This is a genomic window from Sphingobacterium thalpophilum (assembly GCF_038396785.1).
Lineage (GTDB): Bacteria > Bacteroidota > Bacteroidia > Sphingobacteriales > Sphingobacteriaceae > Sphingobacterium > Sphingobacterium thalpophilum_A.
On record NZ_CP151087.1, the window covers coordinates 5,179,339 to 5,200,975 of the forward strand.

Annotated in this window: 21 protein-coding genes; 8 read left to right on the top strand and 13 right to left on the bottom strand. The window is 38.2% G+C overall.

Annotated features, from left to right (window positions below; genetic code table 11):
- Positions 1-311: 311 nt before the first annotated feature.
- A complete protein-coding gene (locus AACH28_RS22940; protein ID WP_341831620.1) occupies positions 312-737 on the bottom strand; it encodes a DUF6377 domain-containing protein in 426 nt (141 codons plus the stop codon).
- Between the two features lie 7 nt (positions 738-744).
- Between AACH28_RS22940 and AACH28_RS22945 the strand changes: the two genes are divergently transcribed.
- The gene (locus tag AACH28_RS22945) at positions 745-924 is read left to right on the top strand and encodes an ATP-binding protein (RefSeq protein WP_341831621.1); all 180 of its coding nucleotides are present in this window, start codon (positions 745-747) and stop codon (positions 922-924) included.
- Positions 925-994: 70 nt separating this feature from the next.
- Here AACH28_RS22945 and AACH28_RS22950 read toward each other — a convergent pair whose 3' ends face one another.
- From AACH28_RS22950 to AACH28_RS22960, 3 genes are read right to left on the bottom strand one after another with little or no spacing between them, the layout of a single operon-like run.
- A complete protein-coding gene (locus AACH28_RS22950) occupies positions 995-2,023 on the bottom strand; it encodes a tyrosine-type recombinase/integrase (RefSeq protein ID WP_070568781.1) in 1,029 nt (342 codons plus the stop codon).
- A complete protein-coding gene (locus AACH28_RS22955; protein WP_070568342.1) occupies positions 2,010-3,014 on the bottom strand; it encodes a tyrosine-type recombinase/integrase in 1,005 nt (334 codons plus the stop codon). Before AACH28_RS22955 ends, AACH28_RS22950 begins: the two co-directional genes overlap by 14 nt.
- Positions 3,007-4,239, bottom strand: a complete 1,233-nt coding sequence (locus AACH28_RS22960) for a tyrosine-type recombinase/integrase (RefSeq protein ID WP_312339883.1) — start codon at positions 4,237-4,239, stop codon at positions 3,007-3,009. The genes AACH28_RS22955 and AACH28_RS22960 overlap by 8 nt, the downstream gene beginning before the upstream one ends.
- 488 nt (positions 4,240-4,727) lie before the next feature.
- Here AACH28_RS22960 and AACH28_RS22965 point away from each other — a divergent pair, with 488 nt between their 5' ends.
- A complete protein-coding gene (locus AACH28_RS22965; RefSeq protein ID WP_341831622.1) occupies positions 4,728-5,498 on the top strand; it encodes a sce7726 family protein in 771 nt (256 codons plus the stop codon).
- Here the strand turns inward: AACH28_RS22965 and AACH28_RS22970 are convergent.
- From AACH28_RS22970 to AACH28_RS22990, 5 genes are all read right to left on the bottom strand, one after another.
- Complete coding sequence (locus tag AACH28_RS22970; RefSeq protein ID WP_341831623.1) at positions 5,495-6,595, bottom strand: beta family protein; 1,101 nt, start codon at positions 6,593-6,595, stop codon at positions 5,495-5,497. The two genes, AACH28_RS22965 and AACH28_RS22970, sit on opposite strands and share 4 nt — an antisense overlap.
- Positions 6,596-6,606: 11 nt before the next feature.
- Positions 6,607-7,728, bottom strand: a complete 1,122-nt coding sequence (locus AACH28_RS22975) for a HigA family addiction module antitoxin (RefSeq protein WP_341831624.1) — start codon at positions 7,726-7,728, stop codon at positions 6,607-6,609.
- A gap of 19 nt (positions 7,729-7,747) precedes the next feature.
- Positions 7,748-8,077: a type II toxin-antitoxin system RelE/ParE family toxin gene (locus tag AACH28_RS22980; RefSeq protein ID WP_341831625.1), complete on the bottom strand. Its 330-nt coding sequence runs from the start codon at positions 8,075-8,077 to the stop codon at positions 7,748-7,750.
- Between the two features lie 108 nt (positions 8,078-8,185).
- Positions 8,186-8,488, bottom strand: coding sequence for a hypothetical protein (locus AACH28_RS22985; protein WP_341831626.1), 303 nt, complete (start codon positions 8,486-8,488; stop codon positions 8,186-8,188).
- Positions 8,469-10,481 carry a PHP domain-containing protein gene (locus AACH28_RS22990; RefSeq protein ID WP_341831627.1) on the bottom strand — a complete coding sequence of 671 codons (2,013 nt, stop codon included), beginning with the start codon at positions 10,479-10,481 and terminating at the stop codon, positions 8,469-8,471. Before AACH28_RS22990 ends, AACH28_RS22985 begins: the two co-directional genes overlap by 20 nt.
- 201 nt (positions 10,482-10,682) lie before the next feature.
- Here AACH28_RS22990 and AACH28_RS22995 point away from each other — a divergent pair, with 201 nt between their 5' ends.
- Entirely contained in the window at positions 10,683-11,555 is an 873-nt protein-coding gene (locus AACH28_RS22995; RefSeq protein ID WP_341831628.1) for a HEPN domain-containing protein, read from the top strand.
- Between the two features lie 33 nt (positions 11,556-11,588).
- On the opposite strand, the gene AACH28_RS23000 is transcribed toward AACH28_RS22995, so the two are convergent.
- Positions 11,589-11,837 carry a helix-turn-helix domain-containing protein gene (locus tag AACH28_RS23000; protein WP_248932147.1) on the bottom strand — a complete coding sequence of 83 codons (249 nt, stop codon included), beginning with the start codon at positions 11,835-11,837 and terminating at the stop codon, positions 11,589-11,591.
- 552 nt (positions 11,838-12,389) lie between these two features.
- Between AACH28_RS23000 and AACH28_RS23005 the strand changes: the two genes are divergently transcribed.
- Genes AACH28_RS23005 through AACH28_RS23020 form a run of 4 tightly spaced genes read left to right on the top strand, consistent with a single transcriptional unit; the run spans position 12,390 to position 18,901 of the window.
- Complete coding sequence (locus AACH28_RS23005; RefSeq protein ID WP_341831629.1) at positions 12,390-12,743, top strand: hypothetical protein; 354 nt, start codon at positions 12,390-12,392, stop codon at positions 12,741-12,743.
- Between the two features lies 1 nt (position 12,744).
- Positions 12,745-14,328 carry a redoxin domain-containing protein gene (locus AACH28_RS23010; protein ID WP_341831630.1) on the top strand — a complete coding sequence of 528 codons (1,584 nt, stop codon included), beginning with the start codon at positions 12,745-12,747 and terminating at the stop codon, positions 14,326-14,328.
- Between the two features lie 20 nt (positions 14,329-14,348).
- Complete coding sequence (locus tag AACH28_RS23015) at positions 14,349-17,528, top strand: SusC/RagA family TonB-linked outer membrane protein (protein WP_341831631.1); 3,180 nt, start codon at positions 14,349-14,351, stop codon at positions 17,526-17,528.
- A gap of 11 nt (positions 17,529-17,539) precedes the next feature.
- Positions 17,540-18,901 (top strand): RagB/SusD family nutrient uptake outer membrane protein, encoded by a 1,362-nt coding sequence (locus AACH28_RS23020; RefSeq protein WP_341831632.1) that lies wholly within the window; start codon positions 17,540-17,542, stop codon positions 18,899-18,901.
- A 44-nt stretch (positions 18,902-18,945) separates the two neighbouring features.
- On the opposite strand, the gene AACH28_RS23025 is transcribed toward AACH28_RS23020, so the two are convergent.
- From AACH28_RS23025 to AACH28_RS23035, 3 genes are all read right to left on the bottom strand, one after another.
- Entirely contained in the window at positions 18,946-19,281 is a 336-nt protein-coding gene (locus AACH28_RS23025; RefSeq protein WP_286841901.1) for a hypothetical protein, read from the bottom strand.
- A 170-nt stretch (positions 19,282-19,451) separates the two neighbouring features.
- Positions 19,452-20,024, bottom strand: a complete 573-nt coding sequence (locus AACH28_RS23030) for a MauE/DoxX family redox-associated membrane protein (protein ID WP_341831633.1) — start codon at positions 20,022-20,024, stop codon at positions 19,452-19,454.
- 108 nt (positions 20,025-20,132) lie between these two features.
- Entirely contained in the window at positions 20,133-21,155 is a 1,023-nt protein-coding gene (locus AACH28_RS23035; protein WP_341831634.1) for an AraC family transcriptional regulator, read from the bottom strand.
- Positions 21,156-21,494: 339 nt separating this feature from the next.
- Between AACH28_RS23035 and AACH28_RS23040 the strand changes: the two genes are divergently transcribed.
- Positions 21,495-21,620, top strand: a complete 126-nt coding sequence (locus tag AACH28_RS23040; RefSeq protein WP_262507962.1) for a hypothetical protein — start codon at positions 21,495-21,497, stop codon at positions 21,618-21,620.
- The last annotated feature ends 17 nt before the right edge of the window (positions 21,621-21,637 follow it).

The following is a 21,637-nucleotide window of genomic DNA, read 5'->3' on the forward strand; positions in this document are numbered from 1 at the left end:
AATTATCCCTTTTTTGCTGCTTAGGTATTTTCTAAAACAGCCATTGGTTACAGTTCCAAATCTAGAGAAACCAAATCCCAGGAAAAAGATCGTAAACGCAAAATATAAGTCTGGAGAATGTTTAAGTATTTGATTATTAGGTGTTATATCTATATTTTTCCAAAGAAAAATATAGATATAACGGCAGTAAATTAGGTAGGGAAATTGCGTTTAGCGTACCGAATAATCTAAATTTAGCACGCAGTACGATATGTAATACAGCGAATCAAAGCTGTATAGATGGGTATTTAAAAGTATCGGGTGTCTTGTTTCTAAATACTTTTAATCGTTCCGATCTGCATGATGTTTTTATCAAATTCATCCTTATCTATGATAGCTTTGCTTTTAATTTTTGCACGATAAGTATAAATTGTGTTTAAGGAACAATGGAGAAATCCAGCAATTTTGGATGAATCATTGACACCGAGTCTGATTAGGGCGAAGATGCGTAATTCGGTATTCAAGAGCTCATTCGTTTTAAGCATTATCTTTCCATCTTCGGTAAGCAACGAGTTTAAATCGTCTACAAAACTGGGAAAGAGATGAAGAAAAATATGATCAAAGGTATTAAACAGTTCCTTTTTCTCTTTGTCTATTCTCTCGTTAGATTTGACCAGGTTAAGGAGCTCCGAAATTTTGTCTCCCATGATCATTTTCTTTATTAAGGTCTGAAATTTCTCCAATTTCGTGATGTACATTGATCTGATGGAAATAATTGAAGATAGACACGCTAAGGCCTCGACAATAATTGCCAGTCAGTTACCTGTGGCCAGCTGGTATGATGTAATCGGTGAAGATACAATTGCAGACGCAATACTCGATAGACTGATCCATGGATCTTACAGAATCGAACTTAAAGGCTATGACAACAATATGGATATGTAAAGTCCATTGAAAGGTACATTGATTCACAGAGCATTGCGTTACGGCTTTACATTTGGACTTTACATAATCGTTATTTCTTACCCAGCCCTTTCAGCCAAGTTATCAAGTTACTGTTATCGATCCATTCTCCGGTAACCTGGTTAGGTGTAAGGCATTCCGATGCCTGTTCTATAGCCTCTCTTTTCTGTTTTGAGTCGGCCCTTGCATATATCTCTGTGGTCTGGACCGAGGTATGCCCCAAAAGATCCCTTATCCAAACCAGATTTACACCAGATTGCAACAGGTGGATTGCGCGACTATGCCTTAACTGATGGCAACTGGTAACCTCGGGAATAAGATTAGAATCGTATATACGGGCCATATCTGCATATTTCTTTAAGATATAGGTTATACCGGCTCTGGTGAGTTTATTCCCCGCGCTATTACAAAAGATCGGTCTTTTTATATCAATCTCGTAGTCAACATTGTACCTTTCCATATACTTCTTGAGTATTACGACGACATGCTCAGAAAGCGGTACTATTCTCACTTTTCTTCCTTTTCCATATACCTTGATCGAGTATGGCTGATACTGTATTCGCATTGACTCTACCGTCAGGTCAGCCAGTTCCTGTACCCGACAACCTGTATCATACATCAAAGCAAGGACCGTAAGGTGTCTCAGCCCTTGATAAGATGCACTATCCGGTTGTTCAAGTAGAAGCTTTATTCCTTCTTTTGTAAAGTATACCGGGGTAGGATGTGCTTTTTTCAGATTTCCAATCTTCAGGACTTTTTGCCACTGATCCAGGTATTCGATGCTATCATACTGAAGATATGCTACAAAGGAATGTATCGCTGCCAATCTATTATTGCGCGTCGCAATACTGTTTCCCTGCCGCTCAATCAGCCATCGTAGATATTCAACCACATTATCCCTATTAATATCTGACAAAATCGCATTTTCAATCTTTATCTGTTTCTCATCCCTCAAGAAGGAAAAAAAGGAGACAAAACCATCGCGGTACGCGGATATGGTATTGGGGCTGACGTTTCGCTCGTGCGGAAGATACACACCAAGGAAACCTGTGATATATTTTGCTATGTTATTCGTTGCCATCTTTTTGGGGATATATAAATTCATTGAGGGAAATACACATTTCCAATAGTTCGGGATATTCGTTGCAGGTGAGTCTCACATATTCTTCGGTGGATGTAAGAGACTTGTGTCCCAGACAAGCAGCCAGTAATGGAAGGGCAGTGTACACATCAAGCCCTTTTCTTATCATTTTTGCAAGAGAATGCGTTGCCATGGTGTGTCTTATATCATGCACCCGAGGACCAAAGCATTCACCTTTATATGCAATTCCACATTTCGTATATACCTTTTTGAACCAGTTGTATGCGTTGGCGGAAGACACGGCTGTACCATTCAATTTAATGAAGAATGGACGTTCGCTATCAGTAACGCCTTTTACGGGGAGCATGCTCCTGTAATGTAAATATTTCAGAAGGGCCTCCTTTAAAGAGCTGCATATGGGAACCAGGCGTTCTTCTCCATTTTTAGTATTGCCCCAAGTGCCAACCCTTAATACATTCCTGTCGGGATCCACATCCTTGTTTCGCAGCGAGGTTGCTTCTGTGATTCTTAGGCCTGTACTATATAAAAGTCGAAAAAGACAGGGTAGGGATATAATTGGGTCATCTTTTCGATGGCTTCCTCGCTGAAGCCCGTCAGATTCCCGGAATATGGCCAGCATCTGCTCTTCAGTGAAGATATAGGGTACAAAACCACGATCGTTCGTACATTTTGGCAAAGGCATGATATATGATTTAACCCCGTGCTCATTCATGTATTTCGCCAGTTGGGCCAGACGGGAGCATTTTCCATAGAATGTTCTACTACAATCATTTTCCCTGGACTTTGCCCAGGCACCTATCAGATCTTTCGTGATAACTGGATTTGATAAACCATATATTATGGTGAACTCGTCAAACTCTTTGTAAGTCCATTTGGTTGATAGCACGGTGGACCCACAGGATTCTTTGATCCGGATCAGGGCTTTCATATAAGGAGCCAATACTCCCCGATAGTCAAATGGATCAGTCATAGAACCACCCTCCTCTCTGCGTATAAAAGCAATCGCTGGATTCCGGAACATCTAGTACGCATCCCAGCATATGTGACAGGTCTATCCGGACATAGGTTCTTGTTGTATCTGCTTCGGAGTGACCCAGTGTTTCCGATATAATTGAGATTGGCGTGGATTTGTCCAGCATTCTTTGCGCCAGACTGAATCTCAATGCATGCCCTCCATGATGCCTGTTCCCGAATTCGATTCCAGAAGACTTAAAAACAATTAAGATGGCTCCATGAACCGCTCCTCCATTAAGTGCCCCATATGGAGGACGACAACTTAAAAACACTTTGTCTGACATGGATTTTGGGCGTGCATACCGAACATAGTCGATAATGGCATTACCAACTATAGGTAAAAGTGGAAGTGTCAATGGATTTCCGGTCTTATATTGCACAAGCGTTATTTTATTGGTTTCCCAATTTATGTCGCTAAAACTCAAATTGGCTATATCCGAGACGCGCAGCCCTAGACGGGAGCATAATAATAGCATAGCATAGTTGCGTTTTCCAATATTGCTTGAACGGGAAATCGATGTCTCTATCTTCTGTACTTCATCTGGAGCATAGAACGAAGGGGCCTTTACACGCTTGATTTTTTTACCAAGTGATTTTAGCATATAGGAATAGTCCTTTGCAATTATATTTTCGCGGAAGAGAAATAATAGAAAGCGGCGCGTAGTATCAATATACTCCTTCTGTTGATATTCGCGACTCTCAACATACCTCACTATAGCTTCTTCGGTTATTCCCGAACGATTGTCTATTCCCAGTTCGAGTAGATATTCTATAAAGTTGCTCATTGTTTTTCTGTAACGCTGAAGTGTCTTCTTCTCATTTAAGCCCAGGGATTTCAAGTATTCAAGATACTGAATAGCGGCGGCGCCGATGTCACCCCGTAAGGGATGTTGTACCACATGCTGTCTTCTCCCTCCCAGATTGCTATCCAACAAAACATGGGTCAACACTTCAATACTTTTAATAAGGTCGCGATGATGGAATGTAACGTTGAAACCATCACGGCACGTCAGCATATATTCGTTGCCGACGTTTTCGTCGTAGTCAACCAAGCCTCTTGAGTGCATATAAACAAGGATGCCTTTCTTCCACAACCAATTATAGGTGTAGATACGACTGCCTGAATATCTGGCCTCTTTTAAAAGTTGGTTAGTACGTTCAATAAGATTTTGAATTTCCATAACTTTTACTATTTATGTTGATATATTGTAATATGCAACACTAACGTTATGGAAAGCAATTATGTGTAGTCGTATTAATAATTGGCTATAAATGAATTTTGAGAAGAGATCTGATAATGGACTTTACATATCCATATTGTTGTCATAGCCTTTATTATGGAAAGCTTTCCATAATAAAGGCGAAAGTCTAAGAAAAAAGAAGTAATATTGTCAGGTCATCAGTTGGACTGAAAAAAGCCTTGTTAGAGGGGTCAGTATGTCCAGCGGAGGGGTCAACTTCAACATTATATCCACAATAGAGTTATAGATATTGAATTGAAAGATTTTCCTCTCCTTTTGCTGTAATTTTCCCAACTTTTTATGTATGTTTGTCCGGCTAGGCCCATAGTCGTCATCAGAAAAAATCAAACTATTTTTGTGTTTTCAGATTAAAACATGAAGGCTTAAATTTTGTTAATAGGTCAAAATAATTTTTAAAAGTTTTCTAGATGAATCAAGTTTGCGAATTGAATATAGATTCCAAGATTGTTAAAGAAATAGCAAAAGCTTATAGTACATTGGACTATGTGCCGAAGTTGCGAAATCTTTTGAATCTTGTTTATCCAGAAAAGAAAACGAACAAATTTTGTAAACTCGATTTGCATAAAGAGATTAACAATCTTTTGTTGAATAGTTATGAAGGAGAACCTATTTTAAAGTATAAATTGTTCAAGGCTTTTGTTAATAGGGATGTTGTAGCGGCTTATGAGATCAAAGTTAAGAATAGCCGAGTAGATTTCCTTACTGTAGATGATGCTACAACGAGTTTTGAGATCAAATCAAGCCTCGATAATTTAACCAAGCTTTCAAAACAATCAAGCGATTACGTAAGTGCGTTTGACTTTAATAATATTGTCATTCATGAGCGACACTTGACCAAGTGCCTGGAAATTGTGCCAAAAAGTTTTGGAATTATTACGGTAGACCAACACGGATACGAAATTGTTCGTAAGCCAACTTTCAATAGAAGTACAGATCCATCTGAACAGTTAAATCTGCTAACGAAAAAAGAGCTGTTGAAGAATTTCGGTACAATAGATGCCAATGATATTTTGAGCAACCTTGACAATATTGAAATTAATAAAATCTTCAAAGTGACGCTAAAAGAACGTTATAAGATACGTTGGAATTTTATCGTCAAGAATTCTGCTGATATTCTTCCGATAGATCTCCAGTTTTTCTTTAAAACTAATGTAGAGCCGGCTCTTATCTATAATTAGGTTATTATATTCGCTTTTATTTTTTTATCAATACAATACAGGTAATGTAGCATGGCTATACGTTTAAATTTTGCTTGACTTTTATGGGGTTCTATTTCAGCCCACATATCTTTAATCAATTTCCAGCCCGGATTTAAGTTATCAATATATTGAATGGGGGAGGTGCTCATCCTTGTGACTTGGTCCGACTTTAAGACATCCCTGATTATTATACTTCTTAAATCGTCCAAATCAGCTTCCTTGCCATTTCTACCTTTATAACCATAGAATGAGTTCTCGACAGCATCATAAAAGATGAATCCAGGACTGATTCCACCACCGTCTTCCAACAAGTCCTTTTTGATACCCACATAGTCTCCAAAGCCCATAGCTCCATAAGATCTAAAAGTGGATTGTAATAAATTGTCCGCTTTATCGATTCGCATACCATGATCTAATCCAGAGTTAGTTGTACTATGATGAATCGGACTGTTTAAAATAATGACAGGACATGTTTTGAAATTTGCAATATAATCCAGCATAAAATCAATAGAATACAAGTCGTCTTCACTTGCAAGAGAGTATTCTTCTAGATCAATGAAAAGATAGTCTTTTTCAGTTATTACTTTAGCAATCTGTTGCATATCATTTGTAAATGTTAGTGAAGAAGTTCTAAATGCTAGATTATCAAATACTAATCTCAAATCTCCTTCTTGTAACAGAATAGAATTTGGTTCTCCTGTTCTTTGCCAATATGTACTAATAACAGGAATAACCTTCTTGCTTAAAAGACTTAAACTCATTAGATGAGCAGTTCTCTCGGTTCTGTTACCTATTACCCTTGATTGGAACTCAAGAACTTCCTTCTTCATCCTACTAGATGGCTTTAACTGGATAGGTAGATCTATAAACACCTTTTCACTTTTAATTGTTCTTAATATTGGAAGGTATATTTCATGAAACTTTGGCTCAGCTTTTTTCTTTGAAGTATGCTTTCGTTCAAGTTTCTTGAATATTTCGATATATGGATATATCCTATCCCCAAAATCGAAGCTTGACAAAACTTTTTTCTCTTCTTGACGATATCTAAATACTGGCGTATAAATAGGTGTACCCATGGCTAATGAGTTTAATGTTTTATAAAATAATCTAAATTGATTTTTACCTTCAAATTTCCTCCAAAATGAAACGGTACCCGGTTTAAATTTTGAAGACGCCCTAATACTATGGCGGGATGAGTATTATATGCTCTCGCCACTTTTCTAATTGTACCTTCTGTTATTGTATCTGTTATTGTATCTGTTATTGTATCTTCAATGGTTTCTAGGAAAGAATCTGGGAGAAGCCAGTCTCTAGCAAAATCATTAGCTTCTTGTTCTTTATCCTTATCATTCTCTACCTCGTCAAAATCTTCAATAAATACGTCCTTTTTACCATGAAGTAAAATATGTCCGGCTTCATGATAGAAGGTAAACCAAAAATGGTCATTTGTCTTATAGCGATCCGTTATTTGGATTAATGGTGTACCAGCAATCCACCTTGTCGCTCCACTAATAGGCGCTTTTGAAAGACTCTTCGAATAAATGACTGCTACTCCAACCTCTTTGCATTTTAATTCAAGCTGTTCTGCAAAATCTTCTGGTTGCTGTTCTACGAGGACTTTAATGTCCACCAAAATAGATTTAAATGCATCTTTGTTGTAATCTGGTAATTCTAATTTATGTAATCTCAGTTCTCCAATTCTTAGCCAAGCAGCCATATTACTTAAGTGTGCATTCAGCTTATCGCTCTTTCTAAAGTTTGTGCCCACATAATTATTTATATATAATTGCTGCCATTGAATAGGGGAAGCAACGCCATAAAATTTTAAACATTCTTCTGCTAATTCGCTACTAGCTTTTTTTGAAGATAGGAACCCGTATTCATGTAATTCTTTGAGAGGTTGCTCTTTAAGCCAATCAATACATTGTTCCAAAAATTCCTCCTGCTCTATTCGGGCCAATTTCTCACGATAATTAGCTTCTCTATTTAACCAGAACTGTGTATCGATACCTAATACTTTTTCAAGCTGAAGCGCGGTGTTCACCGTAATGGGTGCCTTACCCGAAATTAAATCATTTACCTTTCCTGGTGTCTTGCCAATTCGCTCTGCAAATTCTGCTTGGGTCATTTTTAGAAATTCCAAGGTTTCTAAAATTGTGTCACCAGGTTTTGATAATAATTCTCTCTCTATTTCTAAGTTCTTGCTCATATCTATATTTCGATTAGAATTAATGATAGTCTGTCGTATCAATAATTCGAATGTCGGTCACTCTTATTCTATCTATCTCACCTGTTGGTGTGAGCGGAATTGGGTCGTTGTCTATTTCAAAAATCAGTCTGTGATTAGGAGAAATATTTACGGCCCATTCACCATCCCGATTTCCTGAAAGCGCATGGCAATTGGCAGCGGGTATTTGCATTAAAACATTGAGGTTGGGTGATGCCTCAATATCATCTAATCTTGCTTGTACTTTTTTTGCCATTGTGCCAAATGCTTTCTTGATCTCAGCAGCTGATGAGAACTTCTTTTTAATTTTATTAGAATAAGTGATCTTCATTCTTTAAAATTTTTATTACCTAAAAAAGGTAATAATTTTTACAAATATAAATAAGATTTTATAAACTCCAAAAAGTTAAGTAGTTATTGGCTGAGAATTTGTAGTTTACTAACTACTATACTTTTCTAAAGCGTCTCTATAAAGATTTTCACTCTCGTCTTTAAATCTTGTCTTGTTTGCTATCAGTTCCTTAAATTTCTCGTTGATATTTTTATATATTATCTGATGTGCTTTGTTCTGTAAGATGTCCTCATTGTATTCATCCATGATAAACTCTTCAGTTATAGCACTATTTAGAAGTTGAATTAAATCATCTTTTCCAATTTGATCTATTAATATCCATTCAGGCTCTTTTCCTTCTGTTTTTCTTAGAAAAAACCCTTTGTTATCATTAATTTTTAAGTGTTTCATAAGTTTTTATTCTTCTTTCTTCATAAGCATCATTACCAGCTTCTAGGCACTTTAGCAAAATATCATAGTTTTCTATCTCTTTTCCGTTTTGATCTTTTAATGTCTTTTGAGACGGATGTCCACTGAATACTTGGTAACTTATTTCTTGATCTACTATAGTTTTCTTTGTGTAAAGTATATAATCGGGTTGTATTGATGCGCCAACGGTATTGTTGTGTGTGACGACTACAACTGGAATATGCTGGGATATTGACTTTAGAAGTTCATTAACCTCATTTTTAAGGAATAAATTGTCAAATGAAGATTCCGGTTCGTCAATGAGAAGCATGTCATATTGAAGGGCATCATTTATCTCATGTAAAAGATTGAATTCAGATCTTTCCCCTCCTGAGACAGGGACATTATGCTTATTCAATGTTTGATAACAAATGTCAATAAAAAATTTATGATACTCCGTTTCAGGAAGTCCAGTTGTTTTCAATGAATTTAAAAAGCTGTACGGGTTATCATATCTTGAAAATGCATCACTAAATACAAGCATCTTACCACTCTTATTTTTCATTTCTTGCGCACCACAATAGGTTTTTGTTTTAGCTATGACTTTAAAACCTCTGATTTCCTTTCTATCTATTTCTCTTTCTTTTTTTAATTCCTCGACGATAGAATTAAATCTTCTTACTTTTTCATTTTCAATAAGAATTTGATAAAGGTCAATATCATCAGGGGGTGTAGAAGTTGATTTAAGCCGTAGTTCACTTTTTATTTTTTGTATAACATCGTTCAGCCACCTTTTTTTTAGATTATCTTCATGAAGCTCTATGTGTTTGATAATAAGATCTCTTAATAGGTTTTTAAGATTCTCGATAATCAAATGCTTACTGATAATATCTTTATACTCGGTATTTTCTATCAAAGTTTCCGTTGCTTTGATAAGGTTTTCTAACGATTTCAGTTCAATCTCCGTAAGTAGTGATTCACTAAAGAGTATCGTTTTAGAGTAAGTGTCGAATTTATCGCTTTCAGATGCAAATTTTAATAAACTTGATATATATTTTTCAAGATCTAATTTGTTCGATCTAAGGTCAATATTTTTGACCTCATCTACCACGTCTTTGAATTCTTTGAAAAATTTCTCATTGACAGTACTATGTCTCGTTGTGAGTAATTTTTCAAACTTTTCTTCGTCATTTTGTAATAAGGCAAACTGCTTTATGTATTTCACTTCTTCCTGTGATTCCATAATGCGGCCTAATGTATGTGTTTTACCAGAAGAACGTTCCCCCAGAACAACATTGAGACCGGTCGATAGATAGAGACCATCATCTGTAACTTGAAAAAACTTATTACCATCACTTTTTGTCATACTCACTTTGGATTTGTCACTTAGGCAATATTTTATTCCTCCCAAAGTTATTTCTTCTAAATCAATGAATGTTTGTCGGGTTGGATATGTTTTTAGTCCACTTTTGATTCTAATATCACTAAATATGACAGGTGTAAGTTTTTCATTATCTTTTATGCAAGTCGTAAATTTTTTTGCACTAGTCACTTCGCCAGCCAATATATGAGGAGAAAGCTTGGCCAAAGTGTCTGCGGTTATATTTGGACTTTTGTCATAATGTGGAATTAGAAGATACTTTGTGAGGTCAGGAAAAATTTTATTTAGTGTTTCAACATCAATATAGTCTTCTTTTGTATTTATCAAGCCTTTTACCTCATTACATTTAGTTGCAAAATCTGTCAATTCTTTGTTTTCTGAAATAAGGAGTAAATGTCCTTTTTCGAGATCAATTTCTATCCCTGGAAGAACCCTAATTCCTAATTCTTGGGTTATTACTTCAAATTGCTTAAGGTCAAAAAGGTTATGGTTTGTAATAGCAATACAATCTAATTCAAGTTTGGTAACATATTCTTTTAATGTATCAAGGCAAAAGTCAAAGGGCGAGTCGCTAATAGAAGCTACAGTATGAATATGTAGGTCGATCTTTTTCAATTCAAAAATATTAGTTAATAAATAGCTGTCTAATTATAAATATAACATATATTATTATATTTTAAAATTTCAGTTGCAAGTAATTTCAACCAATTGGATGCGTTCTTTTAACTTAAAGAACCATTAGGAATTAATTGAGTATTTAGAGGAACTTATACTCTTCAAATGGTAATTCTGTCATAATTTTCGTAAATTTACCCTATGAACCAACTATCCCATTTACCGCAACGCAAACAGGACGAATTAACTGAAATCGTGAAGGTCATCTGTGAAGTAGCAAATCCGGTTAAGGTTATCTTATTTGGCAGTCACACGACTGATAAGTGGGTAGAGGATGAATACGAGGAGAGGGGAGCGAAGTATTCTTACATCAGCGACTACGATATTCTGGTGGTGATACCTGATGGCGACAAGGATAAAGAGCATGATATTGCTAGCAAGATAGAAAACAGAACGCTAAAATATAAGAATGATGTAAGTCCTATTGTACATAGCTTTAACTATGTAAATAAAGGGTTAGAGATGGGGCAGTACTTCTTTAGGGATATCATCAAAGAGGGGATTGTTCTTTTTGATTCAGGAGAATTTATCTTTTCAAAATCTAAATCATTGAGCAAACAGCAGGAAAGGGAATTTGCAATACAGAATTTTGAGACTTGGATTAAGGCAGGCAGTTCATTTTTTGATGGTACTAAAGCACTGTTGGAAAATGCATTAGATAAAGGGCTAAACTTTAGACAAGTTATTTTTAACCTTAATCAAACTGCTGAAAAGTTCTACGGTGGAATTCTTCTGATATTTTTTGGGTACAAGCCAAAGACACATCGACTAAAAGTTTATCGGAAATATTCTAAAAATATATCTGATAAGCTCAATCAAATTTTTAATTATCCGATTGGTGATAGTGAAGAGTATCGATTATTTGATATTTTAAATAAGAGCTATTTGGAAGCTCGATACCAAGACGATTATTATATTGATATTGAGGATCTGAAAAAGTTAATATCCAAAGTCGAGATATTGGAGGAAATTTCAATATCTCTATGTGAAGAGAAAATAAAAAGCTTAAACTAACCTAAAATATTTCAATTTTAGACTAATACCCAACTACCATTTTTTTGAAAAAATAAAATCATTATCTAGAAGATCTTGAGGTTGCTTACCTAGTCCTTTCGCATACTCTAAGAAAGTAGTGAAATTAAAATCCTTTTTACCATTTTCGATATTGCTAATATTACTTTTAGTCAAATCGCAGCGCGTAGCAAGTTGATCTTGACTAAGTCCAGCCTTTTCCCTTAGTTGTCTAAGAAAAGCTCCTACTTCAATTAATCTTGGTAAATCACGTTCTTCATTCATTGAAGGCAATTAACTATTACTGGGAAAATAATTTGTTATAAGATCTTGTAACAAATAGATTGGTTTTATATATTTGTATAGTCATTCATTGGCAACAGCGTGAGAAACTGAAAACCAAAGATGAATGAGAATTATAAACTTTAAAAAATACAAAAAATTCGTAGAGAGGGCCTCCCTTATTTATTTAAGGATAAGGTCGCGTAGTTTCTCACGCTCAACCTTTGAGCAAGGGAGGTTTCTCTTCTATTTGTATATAGGGACGTTAGCTTTTAAGAATCCTTTGGATCTTAAAAAATGTCCTCCAGAATAGTTTGTAGTAATTATTCCTTGTCGAATTCAGGTTCGGAAAGGAATAAATCAGTCTACAAAAAGTCTGAACTTCTTAAACTGATGCGGTATCGTTTTTATTAATCTCCGTGTAATTGTTTTATAACCGCATTTGAGACGCCATTTTATTTACAACACGTAACTTTTTTCAAAGGGACCATCATATGCGTTAATTCAACGTAATGGGATCATTTTGTTTAAAGTTATGACCTAAAAACTTAAAAAATGAAACCCAAATGCAATTACTTTCTCGCGTTAGAAAGAACGCTTTATCACGTTCATCAATCTGATTATTACCCATTAAAAGACATTGAAGCTTTTTGGAAGCAATATCCAATTGGTCTAATCAGAGACAATCTTATTGAACTCCAGTCAAAAGTAAATTCAGAACAACTTTCTGCATTCTCACTAGACTTATTGAAAGCTCTTGTTGCTTATCTGACAGCACATTTAAACAATTTGGATTTGACTCCACTATCTCTTTCGGAGGGTTTCGAAGCGAGCAAAGAAGAGTTAAAGGCAACTAAGGAAATCTCGGATTTCTTTGATCGTGTATCTCCATCAAATACCAATTCCTAAAATGATGAAAAAATTAAAACTACAATCCAATAGCAGTGCACTGCTATATATTCAACTACTAAAGATCACGGTACTTGTGATCTTATACTTCTTAGTTTCTATGTTTAGTTTATCAGCTCAGACGCCCCGCAAGAACAACGGGGCCGATGGGCTACTTTCAAGATCAGCAATTAAAAAACTGAATCTTTTAATTGCTTTATGTTCATTGTGCTTTCCAACTATGCTAAAGGCACAATTTTATACGCCAGATTCGAGTTCTTTATATGTAGGCGATAAAGTGCCGGAACACTTTTATACTAAAAAGTATAAGTTATTTGACCTTAAATCTAAAGCTGAATCAATCGGTGATCTGAGTGCCGATCGTGACAAGTTAATCGTATTGGACTTTTGGGCCAACTGGTGTAAGCCTTGTCTCTACTACCTGATGAAAATGGATTCCATCTCCAAAGAATTGGATCCGTCCAAAGTAAAGATTATCCCTGTTACTTATCAGTCTAGTAAAGATCTGATCAAAATAGCCGAGCGTTTTGCTTGGAACTATCGGTCCATTACCGAAGATACGGTATTGGCCAAAATGTTTCCGCACCAAAGCCTACCGCATATGATCTGGATCTACAGAGGTAAGGTGGTCGCAAAACCTAAGTCAGACTATGTCTCCAAGGAGAATATTGCATCGATCCTACATGAAGATATGCCCAAGATGGTGCAGAACAATGCTATTAAAGCTATAGATCCAAACAGGTCCTTGTTTACAGCTGATAATGGCAGAGCAGATCTTTTGGTAGAGCAAAAGGGCTTTAAGATGGCTGGTTTTGTGGATCAATATTTTACGGTTCCCCTGACTATCCATCGTGGCAGGGATAGTATGTTGATCTATTCAATCAATAATCCATTGGACCAGCTTATTTATCAGGCTTTTCGTCAGGATGTCTTCCAGCTATTTGATATTACATCGGCCTTTCAGTGGAATGTATCGCCATCTATCCTGCAAAAACAATCTTTTCATGAGCCTGTACCAAGCTATCAAGGCGATTATGCGCAGGACCTGAAAGTAAGGGATTGGATGTTGCACAATTATTATAGCTATGCTCTAAAACTACCTGCATCGTATACTGATGCTGACGTCAGGCATCTCTTACAGCAAAGGCTGCAAAAGGCAATACTTGCTCATTTTGGGTTAAAAGTAGAGCTTATTCGAGGCCCCCGAAAGCGGTATGCTGCACTGCAAAGAATTCGGCCATTATCGGCCGTAAAAAAGCTATTGCAGCAGCCCTTATCTGCAAAGCAATCTGCCGATACTGTACAGGCAGAGGTTGCCTTTTTTGATCAGCCACATTTTCAGCTATTTGTTTCTGCACCGCTCAGAAATATGAAACAGCTCAAGCTAGATGAAAATGCTGTCATTAACGAAACGGATATACCAAACGATTTCATGGCATCTTTTGCATTCCCTAAATCTATGCGACAGGCAACGGAGCTACAATCTGTACAACAGGAACTGAAACGCTACGGTATGAAAATCGTTATCATGGATCGAAAAGTACCTATGCTACGCGTTTCGCAAGTCAAAAAAATCAATCGTTAACCCTTAATCTTTGCTAGAAAATGAAACGTATCATTTTATTCTATATCTATCTCTTCCCAGCACTATTATGGGCGCAAAATCGGGTCACCGGGATAGTGTCCGATAGTATCGGAAATCCCTTAGAAAAGGCGTCAATTGTGTTATTGCCCCAGGGGTTACAGCAATCGAGCGCAAAGGATGGTTCCTTTGCTTTCCTCCTGGGCAGTAACTCCCGTATCCAATTTAGTATGGTTGGGTATGAGCGCAAGGTAATAGAACTGGAACAGGGGCGGGACCAGCATATTAACGTTGTACTATCCGCTAGTCAACAAAAATTGGACGAGGTATTGGTTAATACGGGTTATTACAAGGTGGACAAAAGTCGTGTAGCGGGTTCGTTCAATACCATTGACAATAAACAGCTGCAGTTTAATCCCAATGGTAGCATCATTGAACGACTTGAAGGGATTACCCCAAGTCTCCAGTTCGACCGGAAACTGAACATCAATGAAAACGTGGGCGAACCTGCTTTACGACTTCGGGGGCTGAGTTCCATTCAGTCCAGCACTGAGCCATTGATTATCCTCGATAATTTTCCATACAAAGGAAGTATCAATACGATCAATCCTGATGACATTGAAAGTATCACGATATTAAAAGATGCCGCTGCCGCCAGTATATGGGGGGCACGTGCCGGTAACGGAGTGATTGTGCTTACAACAAAAAAAGGACGGGCGAACGATGCCATAAAGGTAAGCTTCGGTACTCAGCTTGTCCAGTCCGATCGGCCCGACCTTTTTTACAATCCCAATTTTCTGGATTCCAAAAGCATGATGGAGGTCGAAAAAACATTGTTCGACCGTGGCTATTATAAGAAAGCCAATCAGACAATGCTGCCCGACTATGTCTCGCTCTTGTTCAAATTGAAGGAAAATAAGATCGATCAGACCAAGTTTGACCAGATCAAAAACCGTATGGAAATGCAGGATATTCGGAAGGAAGCCAAAGGGGAGCTTTACCGAAAGGCAGTAACGCAGCGTTACAACTTGATGCTTTCCGGTGGTTCTACCAAAAACCGTTTTGTGCTTTCGGGTAGCTTCAATAAGGATCTACTGAATGTAATTGGCAATAAAGCACAGCGGTACACGCTGCGTGGAGCCAATGAGCTTAAATTAACATCCCAGCTAACACTGAATACCGAAGTGCAGGTTGCAAGGTTAGACAATGTCAATAATGGTTATAACCTGACGAATCTGAACGGAACAAGAACCTTATCTCCATATACTTTTCTGCGTAATGTGGATGGCACTGCGGCTTCAACTAACTATAAATATCTACGGGAATATGTAGAACAGGCTGAAAGCACAGGCTTGCTCAATTGGGATTTTAAGCCATTGGAAGACCGTGAGCTCTTAAATAAATCAAACCAAAGCAAGAATCTGTTGCTCGCGGCGGGATTAAATTATAGGTTGCTTGAGGGCCTATCCTTGGATCTCAAATATCAATACCAGAATATAAGCAACAGCTCGCAGAATTGGTACGATAAGGACAGTTATTATGTACGTAACCTTGTCAACCAATACACGCAGACGGATATGACGCGGATCATCCCATACGGTGGTATATTGGAAGGTGGTACCAACCGTAATATTGTTAATCATAATTTTCGTTTGCAAGGAAATTATCAGAAAAAGTTTGCTACTAATTATGAACTCAGCGCATTGGCTGGAGCGGAGATCAGTGCCAACCTGACGAAAGATCTGCCTGGATTTCGTTTATTTGATTACAACAGGGATATTTTAACCAATCAGATTGCTTTCGATTATACTAATCTGTACAAATTGCGACCAAACGGTTCGGCCCGTGTTCCTGTCCCGCCCAATAATATGCAGGATATTACCGAGCGATTTTTGTCCTATTTTGCAAATGCTTCATTAACCATACAAGACCGACATAGTTTCAGCGGCAGCGTACGTTGGGATGCCTCGAATATCTTTGGTGTAAAGACCAATCAAAAAGGTGTACCGTTATGGTCTTTGGGTGCCAAGGAAAAGCTAATTGCCTTTGACTTCCTTAAAAATAATTGGCTTTCGCAACTGGATGTTAGGGCTACCTATGGAGTCAATGGAAATATCAATGCCGCATTGAGTGCCCTGCCCTCGGCCTTCTTTAATAATTATGATCTGATGACCGGTTTGCCTTATAGTCAGCTCCGCAGTGCGGGCAACCCGAATCTTCGTTGGGAAAAAATAAAGATCTTAAATCTTGGACTAGACTTTGGCTTTTTGAAACAGCGACTAACTGGTTCGGTCGAGTACTTCCATAAAAAAGGAACAGATCTCATCGGGCAGAAATTGTATGATCCCACCACAGGAATTAGTCCTGTAGACGGTACTTATTACATCGATAACTCAGTGAATTATGCCAACATGATCACCAAAGGTCTTGATTTCAATTTACGTGCTTTGCTATTACAGGGTGATTTTAAATGGTCAGTCAATACACTATTGAGCTATACAAGCAATAAGGTGACGGATTACATGGCTGCTTCTCGGGTCTCGACTTCAAGCTATGTAACTAGTCCTGTTCCGACAGTAGGAAAGTCTCTTGATCAGCTTTACGCATGGAAATTTGGGGGGCTAAGTGCCGAAAATGGAATGATCTTGACGCCGAACGGTGATCAGGATTACCTGAAGTATATAAACAATGCAAAGATTGAGGATCTTGAGTATGTAGGGCTGAAATTCCCGCCCTGGCAGGGCAGTTTGATGCAGAACTTTAATTATAAGGGCTTCGAACTAAATGCAAATATCGAGTTTAAACTGGGATTTTACCTGAGAAGAGAATCAATTGATTACAGCAAACTTTTTGCGAATGGTATAGGCAATCGTGACTATGAACGACGTTGGCAGAAAATAGGGGATGAGCAGTTTACGACGGTGCCTGCTATGCCAACAAACGTGGATAATAGAAGGGACGCGCTTTATGCAAACTCGATGGCATTGATTGAGAAAGGTGATTTTGTACGGCTTTCCAATATACAAATGGCTTATACCTTCAAATGGAGGAATGTAAAATCTGTTCAAACCCGGGTATTTGGCGCTATTAATAATTTAGGCATGCTGTATAGAGCGAATAAATCAGGATTGGATCCCGATTTTTATCAGGCTAATTATCCTAAACCAAGAACTTACACAATAGGCTTTCAACTTGATTTTTAAGAGCTAATAAGATGAAAACATTTCTATTATTTTTATGCAGCATGTTTCTGCTGGCATGTAATCCGGATTATCTGGATCTAAAACGGGACAAAAGTCAAACCGTCCCCACAACCTTGGATGATTTTGATGGGTTGCTAGGCAATTCAATGACAATGAACCAGTCTTCAAGTCATACATTAGGAATGATTAGTGGCGATGAGTACGAAGTTCATGATGCCTCCGTAGGTCTCGTGTCAAGAGATTTCGAAAGGGCTGCCTTTTTATGGCAACCTGATATATTTGGAAACGCAGAAAGCGAAGACTGGAACGGTGCATATCGTCGGATATTGTATTGTAATATTATTTTGGAAGGACTGCAAAAAGTTGCAAGAAATGAGACAAATAAAGTACGTTATGATCGTATTAAAGGTGAATGCTTGTTTCAACGATCTTTAATGTTTTTTAATTTGGCGATGCAATTTGCTGCATTACCCGCAGATAAGCAACGATCTATCTATGGAATTCCGCTGCGTACAGAAAGTGACCCTGAGCAAAAAAATGCAAGAAATACTGTTCAGGAAACTTATGATAGGATAATAGCAGATCTGTTGGAGGCAGAATCGCTTTTGCCACAGGAAGGACTTTCGATTTATAGAGCTGATAAAGTTGCCGTACAGGCCTTGCTTGCCAGAGTTTATCTCGTTCTTGAAGATTACAATAGTGCTTCTGCCTATTCCATGAAGACGATTCAGGCTGATCATACCTTATTAAATTACAATAGCCTTGACCCGAATTTGAATTTTCCATTTCCATCCTATGGATCAGGAAATACGGAAATATTATTTTATGATATGCCAGACTATGCCGAACTGATAAGCGAAACGCATGCAAAAATTCCGGATGTCTTTTATAATTCCTTTGATCAAAATGATCTGAGAAAAATCCTATTTTTTAGATCGGAGGATCCGGAGAAAATAACGTTCAGAGGTACATATGGTGGAAATTACGTGGATTTTTCGGGATTATCCCTTGATGAGTCTTACCTCACACTGGCCGAATGTTTAGTCAGACAAGGGGAGATAAATCAGGGCATTTCATACTTGAAAAAGCTACTGACTAGTAGGTTTAAGCGAGAAAGTACTGTGTATATTCCAGTATTGAACCAGCAGGAGGCATTAAAATTTGTGCTTAATGAACGCAAAAAGGAGCTGCTTTTTAGAGGAGTTAGGTGGATGGATCTTCGGAGATTAAATCTATCGGAGGAAACGGCAATTGTATTACATAGGAACTATGAGGGAAAGGAACTTGTCCTTAATCCAAATGATGTACGATATATTTTCCCAATTCCGCAGAGTGTGTTGCTAAATTCAGATGTGATACAGATACCGCGTTAAACTTAAAAGGCCCTGCGTATTGCAAGGCCTTTTTTTGTTTTTCATTAGGGTCTATAGGCTTTCTTTGCTATAGATACGCCAGACTGCTGCAATGCTTCCTCGACGGTCATGTCTGTAAGATCATGATCGTTTGGATTGTTGAATTGGACAGCACAACGTTGGGGTTTAACTGTCAAAACACAAGGACCACTACCTGTTGTCGGATCTGAAATCTCATCGCCCAATTGATCTTGATTGGGATCGGATGAAGAGTTAGTTGTTACTTCGATCCATGGAGTTGAGCTTTTCTTGCTCAATCCTGCTGAGGTCAATGTAACCCCAGTTACACCTGCAACGGCCAAAGCTACTAAGGCCATTACATTAATTTTGAATTTTCTCATATGCATAGCATATCGATGTTTAGTGTTTAAAAATTGTATTAGTTGTTCTCTTTTTGATCGGCAAGTGAAGCTTATCAAGGGCGAGAAGCCCTATGTCTTTTGGCAGACGTACCCTTCCGCCGAACCAGCCTAGGGTTCAGCTTCCGCTGTAACAGCTATTGCTAATTTTTTTATGAACCTAACCTCGTCATCAATTTCCTCTGATGCGAAATCCTTATCTTGCTATCAAGCAGTAGGCCTATAGTACATGCAATTGTGATCAGGCAGTTGACCCAAAGATGGGCTTTCCAGCTGATCGGAAACTCGAGTATACAATCACAGGGGATACTGCCCCAAGTATCGCGTAGGGCAAGAATCACATAGCCTGAAAAAACAAACATCAGTATAAGCGTTGCCCAAAATCCCAATCTTTTTGTCCCTTCAAAAATAAAGAGGATGCCTGTGGCTAATTCCACGGCTGGCAGGATATACGACAGTACAATGCCATATTGATCGGCAAAAGGCTGTCTGATCATGGATGCGCGAAATTCGGTGTAGGTGAATACTTTTTTCGATCCGACATAGATCCAGAGGCAGAGCAAAGCAAAAGTCAATACCTGCAAGACAAACTCCTGGGGATGCTTCCTGATGTACGAAACCACCCCAGTGAATTTGCGCCCTAACCAGCTACGTGACCTCACGTTTTGAACTGTATTCGCTGCTGCAGCCCCATCATACTGTATATATTTTCCGTTTTGTTCCATTGCCGTTTTTGTTGATCGCTTACTAAGTTTTACAATGCTAAATTACAGCGATAAAAGGGCGAGCGTTAAGCAGAAAACAAGCGATCGATTGGCAGAAAACAGGATTGGTTAGGAAGGCGGTTCTTGAGCACCTCGGGCAGATAAGGGGGCATTGCTAGCATTTTCCTGCTGTTGCTTAAAAGATCCCGGAGTAAGTCCTGTCTGGTTTTTGATAAATTTGTTGAGTTCAATAACACTGCTAAATCCACACTCTTCGGCCGTAGTAGCCAATTTCTCATTGCCCACGATAGTGGAAGCAATATGATGCAATAGCAGCTGATTCCGATAATCATGAAATGTGCACTTATACTTTTTTTTATGTTCTTCGTTGATATAATCTCTGGACTTCCTCAGTACTCCAGCTATATCAGATAACCGAACCTGCGCCCCCTGGTGCAAAATCATTATCTGCAGTAAATTCCGCGCCTGCTCAATCAGTTCTTCCTTGCCATCGTCTTGTATCTTAAAACGGCTCAGCTGGATCAGAAAGATCAGCTGCTTTAAGAGCATATGCTCATTGTCGAGGATATTGGGGTTGATCTTGCTGAAAAGCAATTGTAGCTGCTGCTTGGTGACATCGCCCACACGGAAGGTAACACTCTTGTCCGACTGCGGTGACTGATTCTTCTTGGCCTGTACCAGATGCTCCAAAAAACGGAAGTGCCGGTTGGCAGGCGGCCGAAAAAGTCCGGCATCCAAAATAAAGCCCACCAGGATGTGACGACCTTTTGGAATGGTTAATCGGTATTCGCCTTTGGCAAGATAAAGATAAGCACCCCGCCCTTTGGCAAATTCAATAGCAAAATCCTGTGTGTAATGGCTTTGCCTTAAGGGGGAGTCACTTAGCAAAGGGTAGGTAAGATGTAGGTCGCCCATTGAGGTATAGATTGGGATGGTTTCTTCATGTTCCATCCAAAATTCATAATAATAGAGATAGCCATAGCGGCCATCAAAAGTCTGCTCGCAGATGCAGTTATGTACCGATTGCCAATGCTGTACCTGGGCATTGCGAATAGGATAAGTCAGACGCTGTATCGGAGAGGTAACAGGCTCATATTCCTGTGGCAGGACAAAGTCATAACTTCTTTCCATAAAGATCAACTTTAGCTAATAATGGCTGGTTTAACTACTTGATTTATTGATTTTAATCTGTCGAAAAATGTATTCTAATAAAACGGAGCGAGGTTATCAAAAAAAAGTGTGCATAGGTCTGGGGAGATGGCGAACAGGTCTAGAAGTAGGGTGAATTTTAACGGGCTAAAAAATTAGCGATTCACCCTGATCCACAACCGATGTACCCAAAAATGAAGCTGATGTCTTGCATTTCTGCCAAATTCGCCACCGTGATCACCTCGCTTTCCTGGCCCGAAAGCAAAGTGACCAAACTGGGCAAGTTTGGTGCTGGACGGATACAAAAAAGATGAAATCAATATGGAACAGCTTTTTATAGAATTGCAGCTTTTGGCTAACCAGGCACTTTGTACCTTTTCCAATGCGGAAACAGCAGAGCTCTTGGGCGATGCTGAGGAGGAAAAATGTGATATCTACTACTTCTAAGCACAAATAGTAAACTG

Excerpts from the sequence above, each read along its gene's own strand:
- AACH28_RS23015 (WP_341831631.1), top strand. The coding sequence starts at position 14,349 with ATGAAACGTATCATTTTATTCTATATCTATCTCTTCCCAGCACTATTA.
- AACH28_RS23035 (WP_341831634.1), bottom strand. The coding sequence starts at position 21,155 with ATGGAAAGAAGTTATGACTTTGTCCTGCCACAGGAATATGAGCCTGTT.
- AACH28_RS23000 (WP_248932147.1), bottom strand. The coding sequence starts at position 11,837 with ATGAATGAAGAACGTGATTTACCAAGATTAATTGAAGTAGGAGCTTTT.
- AACH28_RS22940 (WP_341831620.1), bottom strand. The coding sequence starts at position 737 with ATGTACATCACGAAATTGGAGAAATTTCAGACCTTAATAAAGAAAATG.
- AACH28_RS23025 (WP_286841901.1), bottom strand. The coding sequence starts at position 19,281 with ATGAGAAAATTCAAAATTAATGTAATGGCCTTAGTAGCTTTGGCCGTT.
- AACH28_RS22980 (WP_341831625.1), bottom strand. The coding sequence starts at position 8,077 with ATGAAGATCACTTATTCTAATAAAATTAAAAAGAAGTTCTCATCAGCT.
- AACH28_RS22945 (WP_341831621.1), top strand. The coding sequence starts at position 745 with ATGGAAATAATTGAAGATAGACACGCTAAGGCCTCGACAATAATTGCC.
- AACH28_RS22985 (WP_341831626.1), bottom strand. The coding sequence starts at position 8,488 with ATGAAACACTTAAAAATTAATGATAACAAAGGGTTTTTTCTAAGAAAA.
- AACH28_RS22960 (WP_312339883.1), bottom strand. The coding sequence starts at position 4,239 with ATGGAAATTCAAAATCTTATTGAACGTACTAACCAACTTTTAAAAGAG.
- AACH28_RS22950 (WP_070568781.1), bottom strand. The coding sequence starts at position 2,023 with ATGGCAACGAATAACATAGCAAAATATATCACAGGTTTCCTTGGTGTG.
- AACH28_RS23040 (WP_262507962.1), top strand. The coding sequence starts at position 21,495 with ATGGAACAGCTTTTTATAGAATTGCAGCTTTTGGCTAACCAGGCACTT.
- AACH28_RS23005 (WP_341831629.1), top strand. The coding sequence starts at position 12,390 with ATGAAACCCAAATGCAATTACTTTCTCGCGTTAGAAAGAACGCTTTAT.
- AACH28_RS22965 (WP_341831622.1), top strand. The coding sequence starts at position 4,728 with ATGAATCAAGTTTGCGAATTGAATATAGATTCCAAGATTGTTAAAGAA.
- AACH28_RS22995 (WP_341831628.1), top strand. The coding sequence starts at position 10,683 with ATGAACCAACTATCCCATTTACCGCAACGCAAACAGGACGAATTAACT.
- AACH28_RS22970 (WP_341831623.1), bottom strand. The coding sequence starts at position 6,595 with ATGGGTACACCTATTTATACGCCAGTATTTAGATATCGTCAAGAAGAG.
- AACH28_RS23020 (WP_341831632.1), top strand. The coding sequence starts at position 17,540 with ATGAAAACATTTCTATTATTTTTATGCAGCATGTTTCTGCTGGCATGT.
- AACH28_RS22955 (WP_070568342.1), bottom strand. The coding sequence starts at position 3,014 with ATGACTGATCCATTTGACTATCGGGGAGTATTGGCTCCTTATATGAAA.
- AACH28_RS23010 (WP_341831630.1), top strand. The coding sequence starts at position 12,745 with ATGATGAAAAAATTAAAACTACAATCCAATAGCAGTGCACTGCTATAT.
- AACH28_RS22975 (WP_341831624.1), bottom strand. The coding sequence starts at position 7,728 with ATGAGCAAGAACTTAGAAATAGAGAGAGAATTATTATCAAAACCTGGT.
- AACH28_RS23030 (WP_341831633.1), bottom strand. The coding sequence starts at position 20,024 with ATGGAACAAAACGGAAAATATATACAGTATGATGGGGCTGCAGCAGCG.